Below are 22549 nucleotides of genomic sequence, written 5' to 3' on the forward strand. Positions count from 1 at the left end.
GGCTGGAAATTAAACCATGGCGCATTGACGGCGAGAAGGGAAATAAAAAAAGCGGTCGATACTGCCCGGCCTTCGTTCGACTGAGGGTTTGAGTCTAACGCTTCCCAGTGGCCGCCCGACCACGGTTCCTTCCGGGTGGCTTGTATAAACAACTGACACCGGAGCGCTGAAGCTTTGCGATGGCCGGGGAACTTCACTTATTCAAACGGGAGGAATTAGATGCCGGGAGGGGGCATTTCCTTAGGCAGGAAACCGTGGTCTGGCGGCCACGGGGAAGCGGGGTTTTGTTTTTTACATACCGGGGGTGTTTAATCTGCCTCTATGGGACAAAATAATAACGGCGCGGCCTGTTCCAAACCTGGCCGAAAAAAACCGTTTATCCCCAGAACTCGTGGACTTCCCGGGCTTCGGCCAGCTCCGCCTCGGGCGGGATATGCACGGCCTCGGTGGGTAACATGGGCCAAAGTTTCACGCACAGGCCGAACCCGAAGGCCACCACGCCCATAAGGCCCAGCGAATACAGAGCCTCCACCAGCGACACGCTGTAATTGGCGAACTGGCCGTCACCGAACACGCTGGTTATCTCCTTGTCCGGGAAGAACTCCAGCGGCATGACCTGGGCGGGGATGACTATGATGTACCTCTCGAAGAACACCCCCACCACCTGCAGGGCCGAGGCCACCAGCACCCAGCCAGTGGCGCGGCCATACCTGGGGTGGAACACTATCATTGTGGGTATGACAAGCCCGGACAGCCCCAGCCCCAGCCAGAACATGAGGGTGTATTTGCCGCCGTGGAACAGCAGGAACGAGGCGGCCTCGTAATTCTTCGGCGCGTAGGACCGGGTGACGTTCTCGATGAACAGGAAGTAGAACACCACCATCATGAACACGCCCATCAAGCGGCCAAGAGAGCTTATGAGGCGGTTGTCCAGCCTTCTGCCCGTGGCGCGGAACATGAGATAAAGCGCGATTATCATAAGCCCCGTGCCGGACGACAGCGCCGCCGCTATGAACGAAGGGGGCAGAAGGGGCGAGCCGTAAAGCTCCCGCACATATACGAAGCCGAATATGGCCCCGGTGCCGGAGTGGACGCCCACGGCGATGAATACCGCCGCCAGGCCCAGTATCTTCATCCACCGGGTGTTGTCCTTAAACTGCGCTATCAGGTACAGGAAACCCACCAGCATGTAGCTGTTGTATAGAATGGCGTTCAGCGAAAACATGGAGCGGGGCTGGAAATGGAAGAACGGAACCAGTATCCTGTCGGGCCTGCCCCAGTCCAGTATGATGGCCATCAGCGCCGCCATGATAAGCAGGATCGCCAACAGCGCCGCTATCCGGGCGAAAGGTTTGTATTCCGTCTTGCCGAACACCGACGACATGGCCGACAACACCAGCGACCCCGCCGACGCGCCGATGAGGAACACCGCCATCACGATGGGCATGCCCCAGGGAACCTGGTTCGTCATGCCGGTCACATGATGCCCGTTTATGAACATGTACAGGGCGGTTAAAGGCGCCAGCGCCGCCACAAGGCCCGTGAGGGCCATGTATGCCCAGTACGAGGCGGAGTTGCCTTCGACTTTCGTGAATTTAATGTTCATCCCCGCGTCCTCCTATATACCCACATAGAAGACTCTGGGATTTGTGCCGAGATCGGCCCTTATCCGCGTGGCCTTGCCGGTTCGGACTATCTTTGACACCTCGCTGTCCGGATCGTTGAGGTCGCCGAACAACATGCCGCCGCCCCCCGCTTTTGCGCAAGCCTCCACGCAGGCGGGCTTTTCGCCCTTGTCGATCCGGTGGACGCACAGGTCGCACTTCTCCACCACGCCGTGCATGCGGATGGGAGCGTCCGGGTTTTCCGCCGGGTCGTGCTCCACATGGCGGGAGACGAAAGAGCGCGCCTTGTACGGGCAGGCTATCATGCAGTACCGGCACCCGATACACCGGTGTTTGTCCACCAGCACGATGCCGTCGGCGCGGGTGAAGGTGGCCGCCACGGGGCAAACGTGCTCGCAAGGGGCGTGCTGGCAGTGGTAGCACATGGCGGGCATGGCCCGCTCCTCGGCCCCGGGAACGCCCTTCTGTTTGAAAGTGATTTTCCGTATCCAGTGGATGTCCAGCTCCGGCTCCGGGAAATGGGGGACGTTGTTTTCCTTCCGGCAGGCGTCGTAACAGGCGGTGCAGTCCGGCGAGCATTTGTTGATGTCTATCACCATGCCCCACTGGTTCCGGGCCGAGGCGCCGGAATTTTCGCCCTCCGCCATAGCCGCTGTTAACAGCGGCGCGCCGGAAGACACAACCGTGCCCGCGGCCATCACCGCGCCTATCTTCAGGAAATCCCTTCTGTCCACGCTCATTTCAACGCCAGGGCCTCTTTTTCCGGGTAATAATGGCAGTTCCAGCATTCCGGCTTAACACCGACGTAGCCATGGCAGGAATCGCAGAACTCCGCCCTGTTGGGATGGCAGGAGCGGCACCCCTGGATGCCGTGGCCGGGTTTCCGCAAACCATCGCGCACGGCGTCTTCCCGGCTATGCATGATGAGAGTCATGTGGTTGTGGCGCATCCAGTCCTTGTCCTTCACGCATTTCTTCGCGGGATCCTGTCCGGGAAGGGACGGCGACGCCGAGGCGTTCGAGGAAAGGCCCACGGAGCTTGCGTTGTAGATGAAGGGGATGGAGAAAAGGAGGCCGAATACCACCACGGCCAGGATTCCCGCCTGTTTTAACACATGCCCTCTTGCTGGATTCGTTTAATTTAACGCCCCGCCCCGCCGCGTAAACTCCGCGGCAGGGGCCCGGGCTGTATATAAGCCGCCATCGCGCCGGGGAACCCCTGCGCGTCAGCGGGTGGAAAACTACTTGGAAGCCCCTTCCTCCCTGGGGAGGCCGATGAAACTTCCGCCGAAATACTCGTACACGGTCTTGCCTTCCATCATGTTCTTGTTGATGGCTTCCTTGCACATGCCCTTGGTGACCGCGTCCTCGCCGTACTTCTTGATCATCTCCTTGGTCAGGTCGCCCGCCTTCAGCTTCTTCTTTCCGGCGGTGGCCTTCAATATGGCGTACATGGCGTCCGCCAGCGTTTCGATGGAAGGAGCGTTGGCCGAAACCGTCGTCTTTACGCCCTCCATTTCGCGCAGATGGCCGCGGGTATCGGCGTAACCGGCCCCGGACACGCGTTTGAACGCCACTGACGTCATAAGGCTTTTCGAGGCGCCCTTGAAGTCGTCAATATGGTACTTGGTGAACTCAATGCCGGTCTCTTTGAAGAACCTGGGCCAGCCGATACGTTCCACCCACTCGCCCACGCGCTCCCAGTTCCTGGCGCCTTTGGAGTACGCCTCGATGATCTTCACGATCGCCTCGGTGGCCTCGGGCCAGCGGGGCGGGTTGTTGGGGATGAACGGTATGGCAAGCTTGGAGAACGTGGGGGCGTGCCGCGCGTTGGACACCTTGCCGCCCACCCATATGGAAAGCCCGTCGTTCAGCGGGTCGGCCAGGGGCATGGCGGGGCATGTGGTGTAGCAGTTGCCGCAATACATGCACTTGTCCTCGTCAACCTCCACCGACGGGTTGCCATCCACGGTGGACGGCTTTATGGCCGCCGTGGGGCACGAGGCCACGGTTGTGGGTATCTCGCAAAGGTTTTTCAGGTTGGCGTGGTTCACCCGCGGCGGACGCCGGTGGATGCCCAGTATCGCTATGTCGGAGCAGTGCACCGCGCCGCACATGTTAAGACAACAGGCCAGGGCTATTCTCAGCCTGTTAGGGAGCTTGTGGCTCTTGAAGTGGTCGAACACTTCGTCCATCACCGCTTTCACCACTCCGGAGGCGTCGGTGGCGGAGGTGTGGCAGTGCACCCAGCCCTGGGTATGCACTATCTGGCTTATGGAGTTGGCGGTGCCGCCCACGGGCAGGCCCCCCTTCTCCAGGTCGGCTATCAGAGGCTCCACATTGGCCTGGTTGCCCAGCAGGAACTCCACGTTGTTCCGGCTGGTGAACCGCATGAACCCGTCGGCGTACTTGTCGGCCATGTCGGCCATGAACCGCAACGTGTCCACGCTGATGAGCCTGGCGGTGCCTGCGCGCACGGTGTAAATCTTGTCGCCCGACTCGGCGGCGTGCACCAGCACGCCCGGCCGGGGTATCTCGTGCCACACCCATTTACCGTAGTTTTTCTTGATAAGCGGGTGCAGGAACTTTGAATAATGAGGCGGACCTATGTCCGTTACCCTGTCTTGGAGAGTGGCGTCTGCCATGTGTCTATCGCTCCATCATCTATAGTGTTCGTTTTTCTTTAACCTGTCAACGCGGGGGCTTTATCAGGCGTCGGAGCCTTCGCCCTCTTCCTCGAAGAACTCGTCGTAGAATATGTACGGGTTGTCCCTGGGGAACTTCACCATCTCCGGAGCCGGATCCAGACCCACGGCCTCCAGGAAGTTGCCGAACCCGACACGCTGGATAAGCTCGCCTATGCGTTCGCGGTTCATGCCGTACTCGTCCCAGAAATCCCATATCCGCTCCACCAGGGAGTGGAACTCTTCGTAATCCGGATCGTCCAGCTTCATAAAGGGCACAATCACCGACGACAGCAGGGCGCCTTCCACTATGGGGGCCTTGCCGCCGATAAGGATGGCCGCGCCCCGCTCCTTGCCGGGCCGCAGGGCCTTGGGCAGAACGTTGATGCAGTGCATGCACTTGGTGCATTCGGCGTCGTCTATGGTCAGCTTGTCCCCTTCCAGCTCGATACAGCGGGTGGGGCACATCTTCACCACTTCGTCCTTGATGTTCTTCCCGCGGGCCAGGTATTCCTTTATGGCGGCCTGGTCTACCTGTATCTCGTCCAGCCATGTGCCGATGACGGACACGTCCGAACGGGCAATGGAGGCGGTGCAATCGTTGGGGCAACCGGAGAACTTGAACTTGAACTTGTAAGGGAAGGCCGGGCGGTGCATGTTGTCCTGGTAGGTCATGGTGATGTTGTAAGACATCTCCAGCGTGTCGAAACAGGCCCACTCGCAACGGGCGGGGCCCACGCAACAGGACGGGGTCCTCATGGCCGAGCCGGAGCCGCCCAGGTCCCACCCAGCGTGGGTAAGCTCCTGGAAGCAGGCTTCCAGGTTTTCCGTTTTGGCGCCCAGGAATATCACGTCGCCGGTGGTGCCGTGCATGTTGGTAAGGCCGGAGCCGTACTTGTCCCAAATATCGCAAAGCTGGCGGATGGCGTCGGAAGTGTAGAACCAGGCCGCGGGCTGGTTGATGCGCATGGTGTGGAACTGGGCCACTTCCGGGAATTGCTCACCAACGCTGGAGTACCGGCCGATGACGCCGGAACCGTAACCGTGAACGCCCACCAGGCCGCCGTGCTTCCAGTGGCCCACGCGGTCCCTGTACGAAAGCTCCAGTTGGCCCAGAAGGTCTTTTACCATGGGCTTTCTGACGGCCATCTTCTTCATCTCGCCGATGAAGCTGGGCCATGGCCCCTTGTCTAGCTCGTCGAGCAACGGGGTATCTGACATATGAACGCCTCCCTAGTCCTGTATCTTGATCTTAAATAAAACCTTTATCGTCACGAAAATCCAGGCAAAAACCGGGACACCGGAAATACCCCTGCAAATTTCCCCGGCCGCCGTTTACTAAATATGGCCGATGCGGCTTAACGCCTGAAACTTTGCAATATCCCGAATCCCCTGGCTTCACCCCCAACAGCCCTTACCCCTCAGGTTAACCGAATGAAATAACTAGCATTTCCCCTTCGATCATATCCACAGGCCGTAATTTAACCATAAGACGGCCCTGTGGATTTCACTACAAGGCTGTTTAGCGCCTTATGATGTTGCCGTCCACAAAAGGATTCGCCCAACTCATTAATCATGTTAATCTTTTTGTAGTGGGAATGCGGGGGGCCAAACCAAAAGTTTAGGCGGAGTTGTGAATCGGCTCTTGGTTTTCAACATCTTAAAATAAGTTAAACCGTTTCCACCATCGCGTTTCCCTCACGGAAAGGCATTTTGCAAAGTGTTTGGGATAGACAGGCTCACAATTTCGGGCACCTCCAGAAGCTCCGGGAAAACCACGTTTTCCATAGGATTGCTGGATATTTTCCGGCGGCGCGGCATAGCCGTACAGCCGTTCAAAAAAGGGCCCGACTATATAGATCCCATGTGGCTTTCCGCCGCCGCCGGGCGGGAATGCCGCAACCTGGATTTCCACATGATGGGGCGGGAAAATATGCTCCGCTCGTTTCAAACCGCTTCCCAGGGCGCGACCCTGGCGGTTATCGAGGGGAACCAGGGTCTGTTCGACGGGCTGGACCTTGAGGGGGGCGATTCCACCGCCAGCCTGGCCCGTCTGCTGGACGCGCCCCTTTTCCTGGTGGTGGACTCTTCCCGGATGAACCGGGGAATAGCTCCTCTGCTTTGGGGATATACCCATTTCGACCCCTCGCTGAAAATCGCAGGGATAATCCTGAACAAGGTGGGCAACCCCCGGCACGAGGCGAAACTGGTGGCGGCCATAGACCGTTATGTGGGGGTTCCGGTGTTCGGCGCCATCCCCAAGATGCCCGATGAACTGGAGATGCTGGAGAGGCATCTGGGCCTTATACCCGTGAAGGAAGACCCGGCCCTGCCGGAAAAAATAGGCGTGATCGGCCTGGCAGTGGAGCGCCATTGCGACATCGGCCGTATGCTGTCTATCGCCAAAACCGCCAGCCCCATGAAGAAAACCGGGCCGTGCCTGCGCGGCCCCGAAAAGAAAGCGGATGTGGCCATCGGCGTGGCCATGGACAGGGCTTTCACCTTCTACTACCCGGACAACCTGGATGCTCTCAAACACGCCGGAGCGCGGATAGTCCCATTCAGCCCCATAAGTGACCAGGACCTGCCGGAGGTGAACGGGCTGTATATCGGAGGCGGTTTCCCGGAGGTGTTCATGGGCCAGCTGGCCGCCAACACCAGCCTGCTTAGGCGTGTGAAAGAAGAGGCCGAGGCCGGCCTGCCCATTTACGGCGAATGCGGGGGGCTCATGTACCTGTGCAGGTCTATCGTGTGGAAAGGGGAAATCCGGGGCATGGCGGGGGTAATACCCGCCGACGTGGAGATGACCAAAAAACCGGTGGGCCTGGGCTATGTCACCATGGAGCCCACGGGGGAATGCCCCTGGCTCCACCCCGGCGCGGAGATACGGTGTCACGAGTTCCACCACTCCCGCCTTATAAACGTGGCCGATGGGTTAATATTCGCTTACAACGTGAAACGCGGCCACGGGATTACCGGCAAACGGGACGGCATAGTTTACAAAAACGTTCTGGCGTCATACGCTCATCTGCATCATTGCGGATCGCCCAACTGGGCGGAGGATTTCGTGAACCTTGTGCGGAGCGCGGGGAAAACGGTTGCCCCCGCTGGCAAAACGCTGGCGCGGATTGGCGGTTAACGGGAGGTTTGGCGGATGACAGACAGGATAGACCTGACGGACTACAAGACCAAAACCGCCTCCACGCTGAAATCCACGTTGCGCTGGGGGCACGAGCTTGTGTTCCAGGGGCGCACCCAGCGGGGGTATGAGCTGGATTTCGACGCGGCGATGGAATGGGGATGTTCCCCCACCGAGGCGCTACTGTTAAGCTTCGCCGGATGCATGGCCATAGACATCGTGAGCATCCTGAGGAAACAGAGGGTGGAGCTGACGGAGTTCCATGTGGACATATCCGCCGACCGCAATCCCACACCGCCCCAGTATTTCACCGCAATGACGCTGGATTTGAAACTGAAAGGACATGGGCTGGATGACGCCAAGGTTCAAAGGGCAATAGGCCTGTCGCAGGAAAAATACTGCTCCGTGCGCCACACGTTAAGGCCGGACTTGAAGATCACCATAAACACCATCTTGGAAAACGAACCGCCCCATGAGCAGGAACCTGCGTAAGCTTTATACCGTAAACGGGGCCACGCCCGACCGGAGCGGCAATCCAGCCCGCAAGGGCGCGTCGGCGCGAAAATTAAAAGCCGTTCCGCCGGTGGAGAAACCATCGGGGTATGTTTACGGGCTTACAGACAAGAAGAATCCGGCAAAGGTGAGCCATCGTCTGGAAAAAGCCAAGGAGCAAAAAACACGGAAACGCTGTTGCGACCCGGAGCATGGAGACCCGTGCAAGTGCCACACCACAAAGAAACTTCGGAAACCGAAGATGAACGCGTTTTTTACCAGCGGGAAAGAGGAGAGTAAAAAGTCATGAAATGCGAGGTGAAGTACCGGCCCATAATCTGGCGCACGCCCGATGATGTCCGGGCAATGCTAAAATCCGCCTATATACAGGGGGAACAATATTGCCCCGCCTGCGTGGCTGGCGGCAGGATGTCCCGCATAGAGGAACGTTTTGGTGAAACCCTTTGAGAGAGTGACGGAACCTACGCCGTGTGCGTAGATGAAAACAGGGATATCCACCACGCCACGTCGTTGGATGATTGAATGGGCGAAGCCGGAGCGTCCGCGCCGGCTCGCGCCTCCCCTTTCCCCCTAGCCGCCATTACATCGCTAACCCGTGGTCGCCCGGCCACGTTTCTTTACCCTCGGCCCGTGCGGAAGATTGCGCCACGAAGGGCTGGGTGATGGTTGTTAATTTCCATTCTTCACCCCCCCCTGCCCCTCCCATCAATGGAGGGGTAAATAAAGGAAACCGTGGTCGGGCGACCACGGGGAAGCAATTAGAAGGCGTAACAGTTTGGCGGCGTTAGCCTCCAAGGGTGTCATAAAGCACCTTCCCGTCCCGCAAAGCCCAAAACACCGCCGAAGAGCTGGAGTTTTGCCGCTCAATAACTTCCGCCTCGGAATAAACCAAAAGGTCGTTGGCCAAACGCAATGGGCGGATGGCTTTGCGAAGGCGAAGGGTTTCGGCTGTCTTGTCTGGAACTTCCGGTTCTATCACAAGCAGATCCACGTCGGAATCTTCCGTGGCGTTTCCCCTGGCATGGGACCCGAAAAGGATAACCTTTGCCTGCCCGGCTGTTTCACCGATTATTCTGGCGGCTTCCTCAATCTTGCTTTCATGGGCCATTCAAGCCAACCTTTTTAATATCCAACCAGTTCAGCGTTTATGCCCAAATTATAATTTAATCCGCGTCCGCATATGCAAACTTCTTTTCGCTCATCAATGGCGCTCCACCCCAGCCTCCCCCCTAGCCGCCATTACATCGCTAACCCGTGGTCGCCCGGCCACGTTTCTTTACCCTCGGCCCGTGCAGAAGATTGCGCCACGAAGGGCTGTGTGATGGTTGTTAACTTCCATTCTTCACCCTCCCCCTGCCCCTCCCATCAATGGAGGGGTAAAGAAAGGAAACCGTGGTCGGCGACCACGGGGAAGCAATTAGAGAGGCGGCCACGGTGAAGTGCGCAAAAGACGCCACGGTGAAGCGCGCAAAAACGCCACGGTGAAGCGCGTAAAAGTCGCCGCGTGGAATCGTAACGTATTGTTAATCTTTGCAATAACCACATTGCTACAAACCAGCGTCATGACACATGGACAATATTGGAAATTCCTGTTAAAAAACAAACCTGCGCCCGGAATCTTCCGCGAATTACCCGCATCTTAACGATACCCGTATGCGCTTTTCCCATTAAATATGGATTTTGCGCGTCAAACGGCTGACCGGTTTTTTTCGATTTCTGGAGAGGGATGGATGAAATTCGCCATATTGATCCACGAAAGCCCGTATAACCACGAGGCTTCGGACACCGCCTACAACTTCACCATGGCGGCTTTGCACAAGGGACACACTGTCGAGAGGATTTTCTTCTATCACGATGGGGTCATCAACGTGTCCAACCTTGCCGAGCCGCCCCAGGACGACCGCAATATCCCCAAACGCTGGAGTGACCTGGGGACGGAGTTCAACATAGACATTGTGGCCTGCATAGCCGCCAGCAAGCGCCGGGGAATAAAGGACGGGTTCATTATGAAGGGTACCCGCATTTCCGGCCTGGGCCAGCTTACTGAAATGACCATCTCAGCCGACAGGCTGGTAACTTTCGGCTAAACCGGACGGAACAGACAAGAGGGAACGATGGAAGAGAACGAAAACGTAAAAAAGATAATGTTCATCATGCGCCAGGCGCCCCACGGCTCCATATACAGCTACGAAGGGCTGGAAACGGTGCTGATAATGGCCGCTTTCGAGCAGGACCTTTCCATGGCGTTCATCGGCGACGGCGTGTTCGCCCTGGTGAAGGGGCAGGACACCTCCGCCCTGGGCATTAAAGGCTACATAAAAACATATTCGGCGCTGGAAGATTACGGGGTGGAAAAATACTACGTGGACAGGCGCTCCATGGAAGAGCGGGGGCTTAAGCCGGAGGATTTCGCCATTCCGGTGGAGGTGGTTGAAGACTCGCAGATCGCCGCGTTCATGGAAGAGCAGGACGCCTGTATCCCATATTAAACAGGAGATAATTTACAATGCTACATACGGTAAACAAATCGCCGTTCAACCATGGCTCACTGGACGAATGTGTCCGTTTCGCCGCCAAAGGCGCGCCCATTCTGCTTATTGAAGACGGCGTTTACGCCGCCAAAAGCGGAACGGCTTACGAGGGGTCGCTCAAACAGATCATGCAATCCCACGAAGTGTACGCGCTGGAGGCGGATCTTAAAGCCCGGGGCGTGGCCGCTCTGGCCGATGGGGTGAAAGTGGTGAACTACGACGGGTTTGTGGAGCTGGTGGAAAAACACAAGATGATGGCCTGGGTGTAAACCGGTTATCGCTTTTGGCAGGGCGGAAGGTTTTAATAAAACTTTCCGCCTTTTTTTATGGGCCCTCACCGGGGATAATCGTACAAAAGGGTTTTGGCGGTTATGGATAAAGAGACACTACAAAGCCTGATCCGCGAAGGGCGGTACGAAGAAGCGCTGGCCATTTCCTGCCATGCGCCGGGGTTCGCCAGGGCGCTGATGTCTTTCCTGTTCACCGATGAGGAGCTTTTATTCTGGCGTACCGTTAAAGTATTCGGTTTGTACGCCGCCCGCGACGCGGAAACCTCCAGCCGGTTCGTAAGAAGGCTCATGTGGCAGTTGAACGACGAGAGCGGATCCATAGGCCGTGGCTCCGCCCATGTCATAGGCGAAATGGCTGTCAACAACTACGAAGTGGTGAAAACCGCCGCGCCGGTGGTGGTCCATTATCTTGAGGACGAGGGAATGCTACCGGGCGTGCTGTACGCCATCGGGCGGATAGGCTCCGTGAGACCAGAGGTCACCAAAGACGTGATACCGGAACTTGTGGCGATACTGGAAGAATACGAGGACTCACCCAAAATCCTGGGTATGGCCGCATGGGCGCTGGGGCGGATAGGGGCGAAACAAGCCGATGTAGCTTTGCGGGGATTATTGGATAACGGGGAGCGGTTCAGTTATTACGATCCGGAGGAGGACTTGATGAAGAACGCGATGGTAGAGGAGATGGCGCGGTGCGCCCTTGAAAGGTTAGGGTAAATCAGGCGTTCCTAGATTTCTTCTTCCTCCCCTCCTCCCTTTCGGGCGAGGGTAAGGCCGCGTTTGGTGGTCTTGGCGAATTCGATAAGCTCTTTCACCGCGCCGTCCTGGGCGATATCGGTTTCCACCTTCGCCACGGCGTCCGGCAACAACAGAGACGGGCTGTTTAAAATGTGGAACGCTTTCTTCACCGCGTTGCGCTCGTCCCGGGATACGCCCCGGCGGCGCATGCCTATAACGTTTATCCCCCGCGCCCGGCAGGGCACGCCGGCCACTATGAAATACGGGGGCACGTCCTGCACTATCCTGCTCATGCCGCCAACCATGGCCATGGAGCCTATCCGCACGAACTGGTGGATGCCCGCCGCGCCGCCTATCACCGCGTAATCCCCCACCTCCACATGGCCGGAAAGCCCCGCCAGCGTGGTGACGGTCACCCCTTTGCCCAGCTTGCAGTCGTGCCCCATATGGGTTTGGGTCATCACGTAACACCCCTCGCCTATCACCGTGGCGCCGTTCTCGTACATGGAGCGGTGGATGGCGGTGAGCTCGTTGATAAAAACGTTGTCCCCCGTTTCCACCCACGATGGAACATTCTTCCAGTTATATATTTGCGGGTTCCCGCCAACAATGGTGTTGGCCCCCACGTGGCAGTTGGCGCCCATCCGCGTCCAGTCCATGGAAACGCGCGGCCCCACCACGCAGTTTGCGCCCAATGTAACGTTGGGGCCAATTATGGAGAACGGGCCTATCTGGCAACCGTCGCCAATAATGGCATTGGGATCAACAATCGCTGTGGGGTGGATTTGGGCGGCCATTGTTGATTAGCCCCCGATCATGGCGGTAAGGTTCGCCTCGCAAGCCAGATCCGCCCCCACGAAAGCTTTACCATTCACCTTCCACATCCGGCTCTTGGCCTTGTCCACGTCTATCTCCATGCGGATAGTGTCGCCGGGTATCACCGGTTTGCGGAACCTTGCCCTTTCGATGGCGGCGAAAAAGATTATTTTCCCGCGTTCGCTCGGGGTGGAATATGTGGCCAGGGTGGCCGCCGCCTGGGCCATGGCTTCGATGATGAGCACGCCCGGCATAACGGGCCGTTCCGGGAAATGGCCCTGGAAGAAATATTCCGAGCCGGTGACGTTCTTTATGGCCACAACCCGTTTGAAAGCCTCAATCTCCGTGATCCTGTCTATCAGCAGGAACGGGTGCCGGTGGGGGATGTATTTTCCGATCTCGTGATGTTCGATTACGCTCATTCTCCGTCCGCCTTCAATTTCTGGCCCTGTTTGGCCTCCAGTTCCTTCAACCGTTTCTCCACTTTGTCCAGCCGCTGGCGGGACATGAGGAACCGGTTGTACTCCATCCGTTTCATGGCCAGCGGGCCGGAATAAACGCCGGGCTCCGTGATACTTCCGTGAACGCCCGTATGTGCCGCGATAATCGCGCCCGAGCAAACCCGCACATTGTCCGTCACCCCCGCCATTCCCCCAATCATCACGCCGTCTTCAATCACCGTGGATCCGGCCACGCCGGAACATCCGGCTATCACCACATCGCGCCCGATGGAAACGTTGTGGCCGATATGCACCTGGTCGTCCAGCTTGGCCCCGCTTTTAATGATCGTAATGTCCATGGTAGCCCTGTCCACGGTACAGCTTGCGCCTATCTCCACGTCGTCCTCGATAACCACCCGGCCCAGCTGGGGGATTTTCACATAGCGCCCCGTCTTATCGTCCCGGGCGAAACCGAACCCGTCCGCCCCGATGGTGGTGTTGGCGTGGATGAGGCACCGGGCGCCAATTTGCGTTTCCGCGTAGATAGCGGTGTTCTCGCGGATATCCGTGTTTGCGCCGATCCGGCAACGCTCACCTATCTTCACCCCGGCGCGGATAACCACGCCCGGGCCCAGGATTGCGCCGTCTCCAATAACTGCGAACGGGCCGATGAAAACCCCATCGCCGACGTTGACGGAAGCGCCGACAACCGCCATTGGATGAATTCCCGGCTCCGGTTTTTTCTCTGGATTCAAAAGGGCGGCGACCCTGGCGAATATCAGTTTGGGGTTGCCGGTGATAAACGAAGGCCGGTCCGCCTCCGCCCCGTTGGGGAGGATCAGCGCCCCGGCCCTGGATTCTTTCGCGGACTTCTCAGCCTTGCCGCCGGAGATAAAGGAAATCTCATCCGGCCCGGCTGTTTCCAGCGGGGCGACCCCGGTTATATCCGTGTCGCCACCCCCGCCGGACAGTGTCAGGCCCAGCGTCCCGGCGATGAGCCCAAGCTTCATTACTTCTTGCCGCCAGCCCTGGTCTCTTCGTCGTAGATTTTCACGATGGATTCGGTGAGGTCCACCGCTTCGTCCATGTAAAGCACGAAACCGCCCACAACCTGCGAGCCTTCGCCCTTCTCCATTATCAGGGTGTAGCCGTTCTTTTTGCCGTAATCCTTGATGATGCGGGAGATGTCGTTGACTATCTTCCTCATGGTCTGGGCCTGGATTTTCTGGAAATTCTGCTGGGTGTCCTCGCGGTAGGCGTCCAGCTCCCTCTTGAGATTCTTAAGCTCCTGCTCTTTTTCATTTATGGCTTCCGGTTTGGCCACCATCCGCTGGGACTCTATGTCTTTCTCCAGTTTCTTTATGGAGTCCAGCTTCTTTTCCAGGATGCCGCGCTCCTTTTCGGCCTTGGCCTTAAGCTCCGTAAGGGCTTTTTTGCCCGCCTCGGAGTTGTCCAGCACGGTCTGGATATTCACCCCGCCGACTTTCACGGCCTTGGTTTCGGCCTTGGCGCCGGGCGCGGCCATTAGTGAAGCGGCGAACATGAGGAAAATAGCGGTCACAAGGCCATACAAGCCTTTTTCTTTCTTTTCCATTTTTCTAGAAAGCTCCTCCAATTGTGAAATGGAATTCGTTGGGGCTCTCGCCCGTTCTCTGATCCAGCTTGAAGCCGTAGGCTACGGATATGGGGCCCATCGGCGAGAAGAAATGGACGCCGAAACCCCAGCTGTGCCTCATCTGCTCCAGGTCGTAAAGCTTGTCCGTGGTGTTGTTCTGCACATCGTCCGTCCCGTAAACGTTGCCACGGTCGTAGAACAGGAACCCTCTGAAGTATCTGGTGAACCGGTATTGTAATTCAAGGTTTAATTGCAGTAAAGCCTGTCCGCCTATGGCCTCCCCTTTTTCGTCCTTGGGGCCAATGTCGCGGATGGTGAAGCCCCTCAGGGTGGTGGGCCCGCCCAGGAAAAAGCGTTGGGTTATGGGAAGGCCTTTACCCTCATATCCGTCGGCCCGGCCGATGCGGCCATGAACCATTCCAACAAAATCCAGGAACATGGACTGGTAATAGGTGTATTCGCCCACAAGCCTGTAATAGCGCTGGTCTCCGCCCAGCCCGGCCACCTCCACGCTACCGTAGATCTTCTGCCCGGCGGTGGGGCTGAAGGGGTCGTTGCGGGTGTCATAGGTGATGGAGGGGAAAACCGAGCCTGAATCACTGGTTCCCTCCTGCTCCAACAGGTAGGAGCTGGCGGTATCCCTGTCTATGATGGTCACTTCGTTCTTTTCGTACCGGTACCCCAGCCGCGCGTAAACATATTCGCTTAAAGCCTTGCCGGTCCGTATGGAGCCGCCGGTGGAGCGGGACTCGTAAGCGTCGTACGTGTATGACTTGTTGTAAACGTCGAACCCGCCGGATATCTCCCGGTCCATAATCGAAGGCTCGGTGAAGCTTATGGTAAAGTCGCTCCGGCGGCTGGAGGTGTCCACCGAAAGGGAAAGCTCTTGCCCCATACCCAGCAGGTTGCCCCATTTCACCTGTCCCTGGATTATGAGGTTTTCAAGGGAGCTGTAACCGACGGCGAAAGACAGCTGGCCCGTGGAGCGCTCGGCCACCTTCGTCTCGATATCTATAAGGTCTTCTTCCTTGCGGCTTCTCTGCTCGATCTCCACGGTGTCAAAGAAGCCCAGGTTGTTGATGCGCTGTTTGCTTCTGCGCAGTTTCTCGCTGTTGAAAAGCTCCCCTTCGGAAAGGCGGAACTCGCGGCGGATGACCCTGTCGCGGGTGGATTCGTTCCCCGTGATGTTGATGCGCCCCACATATACCTTGCGCCCCTTGTTGGTGGTGATCTTCACGTCCACCGTTTTGGTGTCCTCATGGGTCTCCACGGCGGGGATGACGTTGGCGTAAGCGTAACCTTTCTGGGAGTAAAGGTCGGTGATGTCGAAAATGTCCTGCCTGAACTGGCTCCGGTTGAACACGTCGCCGGGTTTAAGTTTTATTTTCTCCCTCAGCTCATCTTCGGAATAAACGTCGTCACCGGCTATCTCGATGGAGCCTACCCGGTACTGGTCCCCCTCCGATATGGGGAACACCACATAGATGCGGCGTTTCTCCTTGTCCACCTCAACTTCCGGGTCGAACACTCGGACCTTTATGTAGCCGTTGTCGTGGTAGAACGACTCCATTCTCAACAGGTCGGTCTTGAGGGCGTCCTTTTTATACGCTCCTGTTTCGGTAAGCACCGAATACCAGGAGGCCGGTTCGGTCTCTATCTGGCCTTTCAGCGTCCGCTCCGGGAAGGCGGAAACCCCGCGGAAATAGACCCCGCCCACGGTGATCTTCTGCCCCTCGTCGATGATGAACTCCACATCAACGTAATTGTCCTTGAGCTTTTTGACCACCACGCGGGTATCGGAGAAATAGAATCCCTTGTTCCGGTAGGTCTGTTTGATGCGTGTCTTATCCCAGGGTATCTGGTCTTGCCGGAAGAAGGTTCCTTTCTGGGTTTTTATGCGGGCGCGCAGGATTTTCTCCTCCACTTCCTTTGTCCCGGAAATAAGGATGTCCCGCACAAAAGGCTTTTCCTTGAATACGTAGGTAAGCGCAACGCCGCCCTGCTCTTCCTTGAGATCCAGCTGGATGTCGTCGAAGTAGCCGAGGGCGAAGAGTTTGCGGATGTCCTCGGCGGAAGAGGCCGGGTCGTACTTGGCGCCGGTCTTGGCCTGGATGTAGTACCTTACGGTGTTCCTATCGGCCCGCACGAGCCCCTTGATGCGGATATCCTTGATTACCCTGGTGTCCGGGGACGCAAAAGCCCGCCCGGGCGCAAGCGCGGACAGGAGCAGTATTAACCCCAGGGCTATGCTGGAAAAGCGGAAGGGCAATGGTTTCATCAGATCGGCGCGGCCCTTTTATACGCTTTCCACTACTGCGTTTTTCTCGTAGAACTTTATCCTGCCATCCTCAAACTTCACCAGGACCACGGAGCCGCTCTTGAACCTGCCCAACAGCATCTCCTCGGACAACGGGTTCTCGATAAGTTTCTGGATGGCCCTCTTGAGCGGCCTGGCGCCATAAGACGGGTCGAACCCTTCGTTTACTATGAACTCCTTGGCGGCGTCGTCCACCTCCAGCGTCACGCCTTCTTCCACAAGCCGTTTGTTGAGCTGTACTATCTGCAGGGTCACTATTTTCTCTATATGCTCCCGCTCCAGCTTGCGAAACGTCACTATCTCGTCTATCCGGTTGATGAACTCCGGATTGAACGTGCGCCTAAGCTCGGCTTTTATGCCGTCGCTCATCTTCTTGTGGGACATCTCCACGCTGTCTGACTGGAAGCCCAGTGTGGAGCCTTTCTCTATAATCCTGGCCGACAGGTTGGAGGTCATTATGATAATGACGTTCTTGAAGCTCACCATCCTGCCGTAGCTGTCGGTAAGCCTGCCGTCGTCCATTATCTGCAGGAGCATGTGGAATATGTCGGGATGGGCTTTTTCGATCTCGTCGAAAAGCACCACGGCGTACTGGCGCCTGCGCACCCGCTCGGTAAGCTGGCCCCCTTCTTCGTACCCCACATAGCCTGGGGGCGCGCCCACAAGCTTGGACGCGGCGAACTTCTCCATATACTCGGACATGTCCAGCCGGATGAGCGCCTGCCTGTCGCCAAACAGGTACTCGGCCAGCACGTTGGCAAGCTCCGTTTTCCCCACGCCTGTCGGGCCCAGGAACAGGAACACGCCCATGGGCTTGTTGATCTCCTTCAACCCCATGCGGGAGCGGCGGATGGCTTTGGACACGGCCTCCACGGCCTCGTTCTGCCCGAAAACCTTCTTTCTCAGCTCGTCGGCCATGGCCAGAAGCTTTGCGGACTCCTCTTTCTCTATCCTGCTCAAGGGTATGCCGGTGATGGACGAAACCACCTGGGCCACATCCTCCTCCAGCACCATGGGCCGGGCCGCGTCCTGCGTGCGCTCCCACTGTTCCCTCTTCAGGTCCATCTCCACGCGAAGCTCCTCTTCCCTGTCGCGGAGCTCCACGGCCTTCTCAAACTCCTGTTTCTCTATCCGATCCCGCTTCTCCATGGCCACTTCGTCTATTTTCTTCTGCATATCGCGTATCTCGGGCGGAAGCGTGACCTTGCGCAGATGCACCCTGCTACCGGCCTCGTCTATCACGTCTATGGCCTTGTCGGGCAGGAACCGGTCGGATATGTACCGGTCTGCCAGCCGCACGGCGGCGATGATGGCCTCGTCGGTGATAATGGCCTTGTGATGGGCCTCGTACTCGTTCTTGAGCCCGCGGATTATCTCGATGGTCTCCTCCACGGCGGGCGGCTGTACTATGATGGGCTGGAACCTGCGCTCCAGGGCGCCGTTCTTTTCGATATATTTCCTGTACTCGTCCAGCGTGGTGGCCCCGATGCACTGTATCTCCCCGCGGGATAGCGCGGGCTTTAGCATGTTGGAGGCGTCCACACTGCCCTCCGCCGCGCCGGCGCCCACCAGGGTGTGTATCTCGTCTATGAAGAGGATAACGTTGTGGGCCTGCGTTATCTCCTTCATTATAGCCTTTATCCTCTGCTCGAACTGGCCGCGATACTTGGTGCCAGCTATTACCGAGCCCAAGTCCAGGCTTATCACCCGTTTGTCGTACAGAAGCTGGGGCACTTCGCGCCCTACTATCCGCTGGGCCATGCCCTCCACAATGGCGGTCTTGCCCACGCCGGGCTCGCCGATGAGCACCGGGTTGTTCTTGGTGCGCCTGGCGAGGATCTGTATGACCCGCTCTATTTCCTTGTCGCGCCCTATCACCGGGTCCAGCTGGCCCTTGATCGCCATTTCCGTAAGGTCACGGCCAAACTCGTCCAAAGCCGGGGTCTTGCTCTGCTGTTTTTCCTGGGTGGTGGAAGGCTCCCGCAGAAGGTTGATTGTGTGTTCCCGCACATCGGCGTAGGTGACGCCGAAATTGCTCAACACCCTGGCGCCTATTCCGTCTTTCTCACGCATCAGACCCAGCAGGATATGCTCGGTGCCTATGTAGCTGTGGCCCATGGAACGGGCCTCTTCCACCGAGTACTCCAGCACCTTCTTGGCCCGGCTGGTGAAAGGAATGTCCCCTATGATAAGGGTGTTGGAACTGGCGGGCATGTGGCGCTCCACCTCGGCCCGGACCTGCTTTAAGTCCACCCCCAGCCGCTGGAGCACCGCCACGGCCACGCCGCCGGCGTCTTTTAGCACTCCCAGAAGAAGATGCTCCGTGCCCAGGTATTCATGCTGGTTCTTCTCGGCCTCTTCCCTGGCCAGGATTATTACTTTGCGGGCTCGCTCGGTGAATCGCTTAAACATCGGCTCAATTCCTTAGTGGTTCACGAAAAGCGCCATCCCGGAAAAGGGTGCGCTTCAAAAAAAACGCGGCGCGACGGCCATTTGCTCCCGCAACGCCATTTCCAAACATGGCGCGACAACTCTTCCTTTAGGCTGATTTTATCACATCGGCGCCGGTGTCAACAATCTTGCCGTCCCTTATCCTTATTACCCGGGTCATCCGTTCCGCCAATTGCGGGTTGTGGGTAACGATAACAAAGGTTTGCCCGCGTTGTCCGTTAAGCCCGGCCATAAGCTCGAAAACCTCTTCACCGGTGGCCGTGTCCAGGTTGCCGGTGGGCTCGTCCGCCAGCAGAAGGCCGGGGCCGTTCACCAGCGCCCGGGCCAGCGCCACCCTTTGCTGTTCACCGCCGGACAATTTTCCAGGGCGGTGCGCCAGCCTTCCGGAAAGGCCAACCAGCCCCAACAACTCCCGTGCCCTTTTTAGCGACTCGTTCTTGTCCGCCCCGGCTATCATGGCCGCCAGCGCCACGTTCTCCTCGGCGGAAAACTCGGGCAGAAGGTTGTTGGACTGGAAAACAAAACCAATTTCCCGCGCCCGGAAATAGGCTTTCTCCCGTTCCGTTAGGGCGAAAATGTCCGTGGATCCATAACGAACCGAGCCGCCGGTGGGCCTGTCCAGCGCCCCCATCAGCAATAGCAGGGTGCTTTTCCCGGCGCCGGAGGCTCCCATCACCCCCAACATCTCGCCCTGGTTTATGGTCAGGTCCACCCCGTCCAGGACCTTTATCTCCCGGTCGTCCATCAAGAACGTCCTGCTCAGGTTCTCGACGGTCATCAAAGGTTTTAAGGATTCTTCCATCGCCGCTATCCGAAAGACACCATGGTTGCCCCGGCCAAAATGGGCACCATAAGGTTATCGTCTATTCTCCCCGAGTAAAGCTCCGCCAGGGTGGCCACCAGCGCCCCGGCGATGGACACGGGCCAGGCGAACCCGCCGATGAACCGCGCCACAACAAGGCACACGGCCAGCATGGCCAGGCTTCCCTGCAAAGAGCGGCCATGTAGAAGTTTTATAGTTCCGAACCGCTTGCCGATTACCGCCGCGGCAGGGTCCCCCAGGGCGATGAAAAACAGGGTGGACACCGCCACCGCCGGTGGAAACAAAAGAAGCGCTATGGCCGTGCCGCCTAAAAGGTAAGACACGCCGCTGACGCTGTGAGCCTCTTTTTTTTTCATGAGGAACGAAAACCTGGCCATCACCCAGGTGTTGAACCGGGGGAGTTTCAGCCGGGCAGAATCCACCCATATCCAAAGAACGGCCAGCAAAGTTACCGCCGCAACGATCACCCCACGGGGCAAAACCTCCAGATGATACAGCGCGGGTATGATGGACGCCGCCAGGGCGTGAAAAAGTTTCCGGGGCGCGTGGCTGTCATGCTTCGGCGCTGTCATTCGTACCTCAACGCTTCCGCCGGATCCAGCCGCGAGGCGCTCCAAGACGGGTAAAGCGTGGCCAGCGCCGTTATGAACAAAGCCGACGCTGATATCAACAACACGTCCAGAAGCTCAATCTGCACCGGCAGGGTGTCCACGTTGTAAACATCCTTTGGCAGGCTTATGAAATGGTAATTGTCCAACAACCAGCAGAGCACCAGCCCCAGCGCGTCCCCCAAAATGGTTCCGGCTATGCCAACTATAAGCCCCTCTATGAAGAACACCATGGTGACGCTCCGCTTGGTGGCGCCCATGGCGGTAAGGATAGCGATGTCCCGGCTTTTCTCCATCACCACCATGATGAGTGTGGATACTATGTTGAACGCCGCCACGCACACTATAAGGGTGAGGATAATCCCTATCACCGCCTTCTCCAGCGCCAGCGCGAAGAAAAGGTTGTGGTTGAGCTGGCGCCAGTCCCGGGCTATATAAGGGAAACCCAGGGCGTCCTCTATCTTCCCGGCTATGAAAGGCGCCTGGTAGATGTCCTTCACTTTCACTTCCACACCGGTGACGTTATCCCCCATGTTGAACAGGGATTGCGCCTGCGTAAGGGACACGATGGCCAGCGACGAGTCATACTCGTACATCCCGGCGTTGAATATCCCCGCCACGTAAAACTCGCGGGATATGGGGGCGCCACCGGCGGGAGTGGCGCGGCCCACGGGGCTAACCACCGTCACAGGATCGTACAGGCCCACTTTAAGGTTACCGGCCAGTTCCGCGCCGATGATTATCCCGGCCCTTTTAACCACCGTCTCCACCCCCAGTTCGTCCAGCTCCGTACCTTTGCGGATGTATTCGTCCTTCAGCCTGTCCAGGGAGCCCTCTTTCATGTAATCGCCGATGTCCGTGGAGCGGATAGCGGAAGATACGTCCAGCCCACGGATGACCACTCCGGAAATGCGGGAGGCGGAGGTGATCATCACCTGGTTCATCACAAAGGGGGATACCGCCGCCACGCCGTCTATCTTTTCCGCTTTCCGGGCCACCATCTCGTGGTCTGTTATGCCCGCGGCGGAAATGTGGTTGATGATTATGTGGGAGGTTGCGCCCAGGATTTTTTTCCTGAGGTCCTCCTGCATCCCGGTCATCACCGCCAGCACAACGATGAGCGCGGCCACACCAACAGCCACGCCCAGCACCGAAATCCAGGTGATCAGCGATATGAAGGTCTGCTTGCGCTTTGCCTTGAGGTAGCGGAGGCTGATGAACCATTCGTAAGACATAATAGTGGTGAAGTATAGCGCAACACGGAAGCGAGGCCAATGAGGAAGGGGATGTTCTGGAAAAACTTGCTTTTGTCTTATATTTATGACATAATGCCGCAATGATACGAATTGACCGCGCATGCCAGCGGGAGATCGGAAAGTTTCCCGAAATCATAAGAGAGTAATTGGCTGACGCGGCGGCAAGGATTGAGCCGGGAATGACTCTAACGATGCCCCTTTCAAGGCCAATGCCCGGCATTGGGAGCGGAGTTAATGAGCTTCGTTTCAGAGGACCCGGCGGAGTGTACCGGGTGATTTATTGGCTTGCGGGGGGCGGAGTGGTTTGGTTCATTCATGCTTTCCAGAAAAAAACGGCTCAAACATCGCTGACCGATATTAACGTGGCGAGACTGCGATTGAGGAGGATTCAGGAATGAAAAGGACAACGGCTGGCGAATTGTCGGAGATGTTCGGCATTAGAAACTCTCGCGCCCTTGAAGCGATATTGAAGGCGGACATCATTAAAGCTGTATTAAAAGAGATGGAGAGAAAAGGGATCACCCACGCCGGGTTGGCAAAGCGTTCAGGCTTGGCGAGGTCAACCGTTACCGGAATATTAAGCGGCAGTCTTCAGAAGATAACCCTGGACAGAACTTTGCGGCTTCTTGAAGGGGCCGGATTGACCGCCAAACTGCAGGTAATAAGGGCCAAACAAAAAGCGGCTTAAGATAAAGAAGGGGTCT

The 22549-nt window shown here is 57.6% G+C and carries 25 protein-coding genes; 10 read left to right on the plus strand and 15 right to left on the minus strand.

All coding sequences use genetic code 11. The features are described from left to right. Positions 1-376: 376 nt before the first annotated feature. The 5 genes from nrfD to dsrA all read right to left on the minus strand — a co-directional run bounded on the left by nrfD (position 377) and on the right by dsrA (position 5529). Positions 377-1606 carry a polysulfide reductase NrfD gene (gene nrfD, locus HY751_05500; GenBank protein ID MBI4665852.1) on the minus strand — a complete coding sequence of 410 codons (1230 nt, stop codon included), beginning with the start codon at positions 1604-1606 and terminating at the stop codon, positions 377-379. A gap of 12 nt (positions 1607-1618) precedes the next feature. Then, positions 1619-2365 (minus strand): 4Fe-4S dicluster domain-containing protein, encoded by a 747-nt coding sequence (locus tag HY751_05505; protein MBI4665853.1) that lies wholly within the window; start codon positions 2363-2365, stop codon positions 1619-1621. After that, positions 2362-2739: a cytochrome C gene (locus HY751_05510; GenBank protein ID MBI4665854.1), complete on the minus strand. Its 378-nt coding sequence runs from the start codon at positions 2737-2739 to the stop codon at positions 2362-2364. Before HY751_05510 ends, HY751_05505 begins: the two co-directional genes overlap by 4 nt. A 126-nt stretch (positions 2740-2865) precedes the next feature. Further along, positions 2866-4269, minus strand: a complete 1404-nt coding sequence (gene dsrB, locus HY751_05515) for a dissimilatory-type sulfite reductase subunit beta (protein ID MBI4665855.1) — start codon at positions 4267-4269, stop codon at positions 2866-2868. Between the two features lie 63 nt (positions 4270-4332). After that, a complete protein-coding gene (gene dsrA, locus HY751_05520; GenBank protein MBI4665856.1) occupies positions 4333-5529 on the minus strand; it encodes a dissimilatory-type sulfite reductase subunit alpha in 1197 nt (398 codons plus the stop codon). Positions 5530-6028: 499 nt separating this feature from the next. On the opposite strand from dsrA, the gene cobB reads away from it, so the two are divergent. The 4 genes from cobB to HY751_05540 are packed head-to-tail and all read left to right on the plus strand — an operon-like array spanning position 6029 to position 8407. Continuing rightward, positions 6029-7447 carry a hydrogenobyrinic acid a,c-diamide synthase (glutamine-hydrolyzing) gene (gene cobB, locus HY751_05525; protein MBI4665857.1) on the plus strand — a complete coding sequence of 473 codons (1419 nt, stop codon included), beginning with the start codon at positions 6029-6031 and terminating at the stop codon, positions 7445-7447. A gap of 15 nt (positions 7448-7462) precedes the next feature. Next, positions 7463-7939: an OsmC family protein gene (locus HY751_05530; GenBank protein MBI4665858.1), complete on the plus strand. Its 477-nt coding sequence runs from the start codon at positions 7463-7465 to the stop codon at positions 7937-7939. Further along, the gene (locus tag HY751_05535; GenBank protein MBI4665859.1) at positions 7920-8249 is read left to right on the plus strand and encodes a hypothetical protein; all 330 of its coding nucleotides are present in this window, start codon (positions 7920-7922) and stop codon (positions 8247-8249) included. The genes HY751_05530 and HY751_05535 overlap by 20 nt, the downstream gene beginning before the upstream one ends. Beyond that, positions 8246-8407, plus strand: a complete 162-nt coding sequence (locus HY751_05540) for a hypothetical protein (protein ID MBI4665860.1) — start codon at positions 8246-8248, stop codon at positions 8405-8407. The genes HY751_05535 and HY751_05540 overlap by 4 nt, the downstream gene beginning before the upstream one ends. Positions 8408-8744: 337 nt before the next feature. Here the strand turns inward: HY751_05540 and HY751_05545 are convergent, their stop codons facing one another. Then, a complete protein-coding gene (locus tag HY751_05545; protein MBI4665861.1) occupies positions 8745-9068 on the minus strand; it encodes a nucleotidyltransferase domain-containing protein in 324 nt (107 codons plus the stop codon). A 622-nt stretch (positions 9069-9690) separates the two neighbouring features. Between HY751_05545 and tusD the strand changes: the two genes are divergently transcribed. From tusD to HY751_05565, 4 genes are all read left to right on the plus strand, one after another. Next, positions 9691-10047: a sulfurtransferase complex subunit TusD gene (gene tusD / locus HY751_05550; GenBank protein MBI4665862.1), complete on the plus strand. Its 357-nt coding sequence runs from the start codon at positions 9691-9693 to the stop codon at positions 10045-10047. 27 nt (positions 10048-10074) lie between these two features. Continuing rightward, positions 10075-10449, plus strand: a complete 375-nt coding sequence (tusC, locus tag HY751_05555; GenBank protein ID MBI4665863.1) for a sulfurtransferase complex subunit TusC — start codon at positions 10075-10077, stop codon at positions 10447-10449. Between the two features lie 17 nt (positions 10450-10466). Continuing rightward, a complete protein-coding gene (gene dsrH / locus HY751_05560; GenBank protein MBI4665864.1) occupies positions 10467-10760 on the plus strand; it encodes a sulfurtransferase complex subunit TusB in 294 nt (97 codons plus the stop codon). A 102-nt stretch (positions 10761-10862) separates the two neighbouring features. Then, positions 10863-11498 (plus strand): HEAT repeat domain-containing protein, encoded by a 636-nt coding sequence (locus HY751_05565; GenBank protein MBI4665865.1) that lies wholly within the window; start codon positions 10863-10865, stop codon positions 11496-11498. Between the two features lie 11 nt (positions 11499-11509). Here HY751_05565 and lpxA read toward each other — a convergent pair whose 3' ends face one another. The 9 genes from lpxA to HY751_05610 all read right to left on the minus strand — a co-directional run bounded on the left by lpxA (position 11510) and on the right by HY751_05610 (position 21824). Next, positions 11510-12316, minus strand: coding sequence for an acyl-ACP--UDP-N-acetylglucosamine O-acyltransferase (lpxA, locus tag HY751_05570; GenBank protein MBI4665866.1), 807 nt, complete (start codon positions 12314-12316; stop codon positions 11510-11512). 6 nt (positions 12317-12322) lie between these two features. Continuing rightward, the gene (gene fabZ, locus HY751_05575; protein MBI4665867.1) at positions 12323-12757 is read right to left on the minus strand and encodes a 3-hydroxyacyl-ACP dehydratase FabZ; all 435 of its coding nucleotides are present in this window, start codon (positions 12755-12757) and stop codon (positions 12323-12325) included. Beyond that, on the minus strand, positions 12754-13785 hold the full coding sequence (lpxD, locus tag HY751_05580; GenBank protein ID MBI4665868.1) for a UDP-3-O-(3-hydroxymyristoyl)glucosamine N-acyltransferase: 1032 nt from the start codon (positions 13783-13785) through the stop codon (positions 12754-12756). Before lpxD ends, fabZ begins: the two co-directional genes overlap by 4 nt. Next, a complete protein-coding gene (locus HY751_05585) occupies positions 13785-14369 on the minus strand; it encodes an OmpH family outer membrane protein (protein ID MBI4665869.1) in 585 nt (194 codons plus the stop codon). Before HY751_05585 ends, lpxD begins: the two co-directional genes overlap by 1 nt. Before the next feature lie 4 nt (positions 14370-14373). Continuing rightward, entirely contained in the window at positions 14374-16668 is a 2295-nt protein-coding gene (gene bamA / locus HY751_05590) for an outer membrane protein assembly factor BamA (GenBank protein ID MBI4665870.1), read from the minus strand. Between the two features lie 18 nt (positions 16669-16686). Continuing rightward, on the minus strand, positions 16687-19119 hold the full coding sequence (locus HY751_05595; protein MBI4665871.1) for an ATP-dependent Clp protease ATP-binding subunit: 2433 nt from the start codon (positions 19117-19119) through the stop codon (positions 16687-16689). Positions 19120-19246: 127 nt separating this feature from the next. Further along, complete coding sequence (locus HY751_05600) at positions 19247-19960, minus strand: ABC transporter ATP-binding protein (protein ID MBI4665872.1); 714 nt, start codon at positions 19958-19960, stop codon at positions 19247-19249. 5 nt (positions 19961-19965) lie between these two features. Next, a complete protein-coding gene (locus HY751_05605) occupies positions 19966-20553 on the minus strand; it encodes a hypothetical protein (GenBank protein ID MBI4665873.1) in 588 nt (195 codons plus the stop codon). Further along, a complete protein-coding gene (locus HY751_05610) occupies positions 20550-21824 on the minus strand; it encodes a lipoprotein-releasing ABC transporter permease subunit (protein MBI4665874.1) in 1275 nt (424 codons plus the stop codon). Before HY751_05610 ends, HY751_05605 begins: the two co-directional genes overlap by 4 nt. 167 nt (positions 21825-21991) lie before the next feature. Between HY751_05610 and HY751_05615 the strand changes: the two genes are divergently transcribed. After that, the gene (locus HY751_05615; protein MBI4665875.1) at positions 21992-22243 is read left to right on the plus strand and encodes a type II toxin-antitoxin system RelE/ParE family toxin; all 252 of its coding nucleotides are present in this window, start codon (positions 21992-21994) and stop codon (positions 22241-22243) included. Further along, a complete protein-coding gene (locus HY751_05620; GenBank protein MBI4665876.1) occupies positions 22240-22533 on the plus strand; it encodes an XRE family transcriptional regulator in 294 nt (97 codons plus the stop codon). Before HY751_05615 ends, HY751_05620 begins: the two co-directional genes overlap by 4 nt. Positions 22534-22549: the final 16 nt, after the last annotated feature.

It is taken from the genome of Nitrospinota bacterium, assembly GCA_016208975.1.
Lineage (GTDB): Bacteria > Nitrospinota_A > UBA7883 > UBA7883 > JACRLM01 > JACQXA01.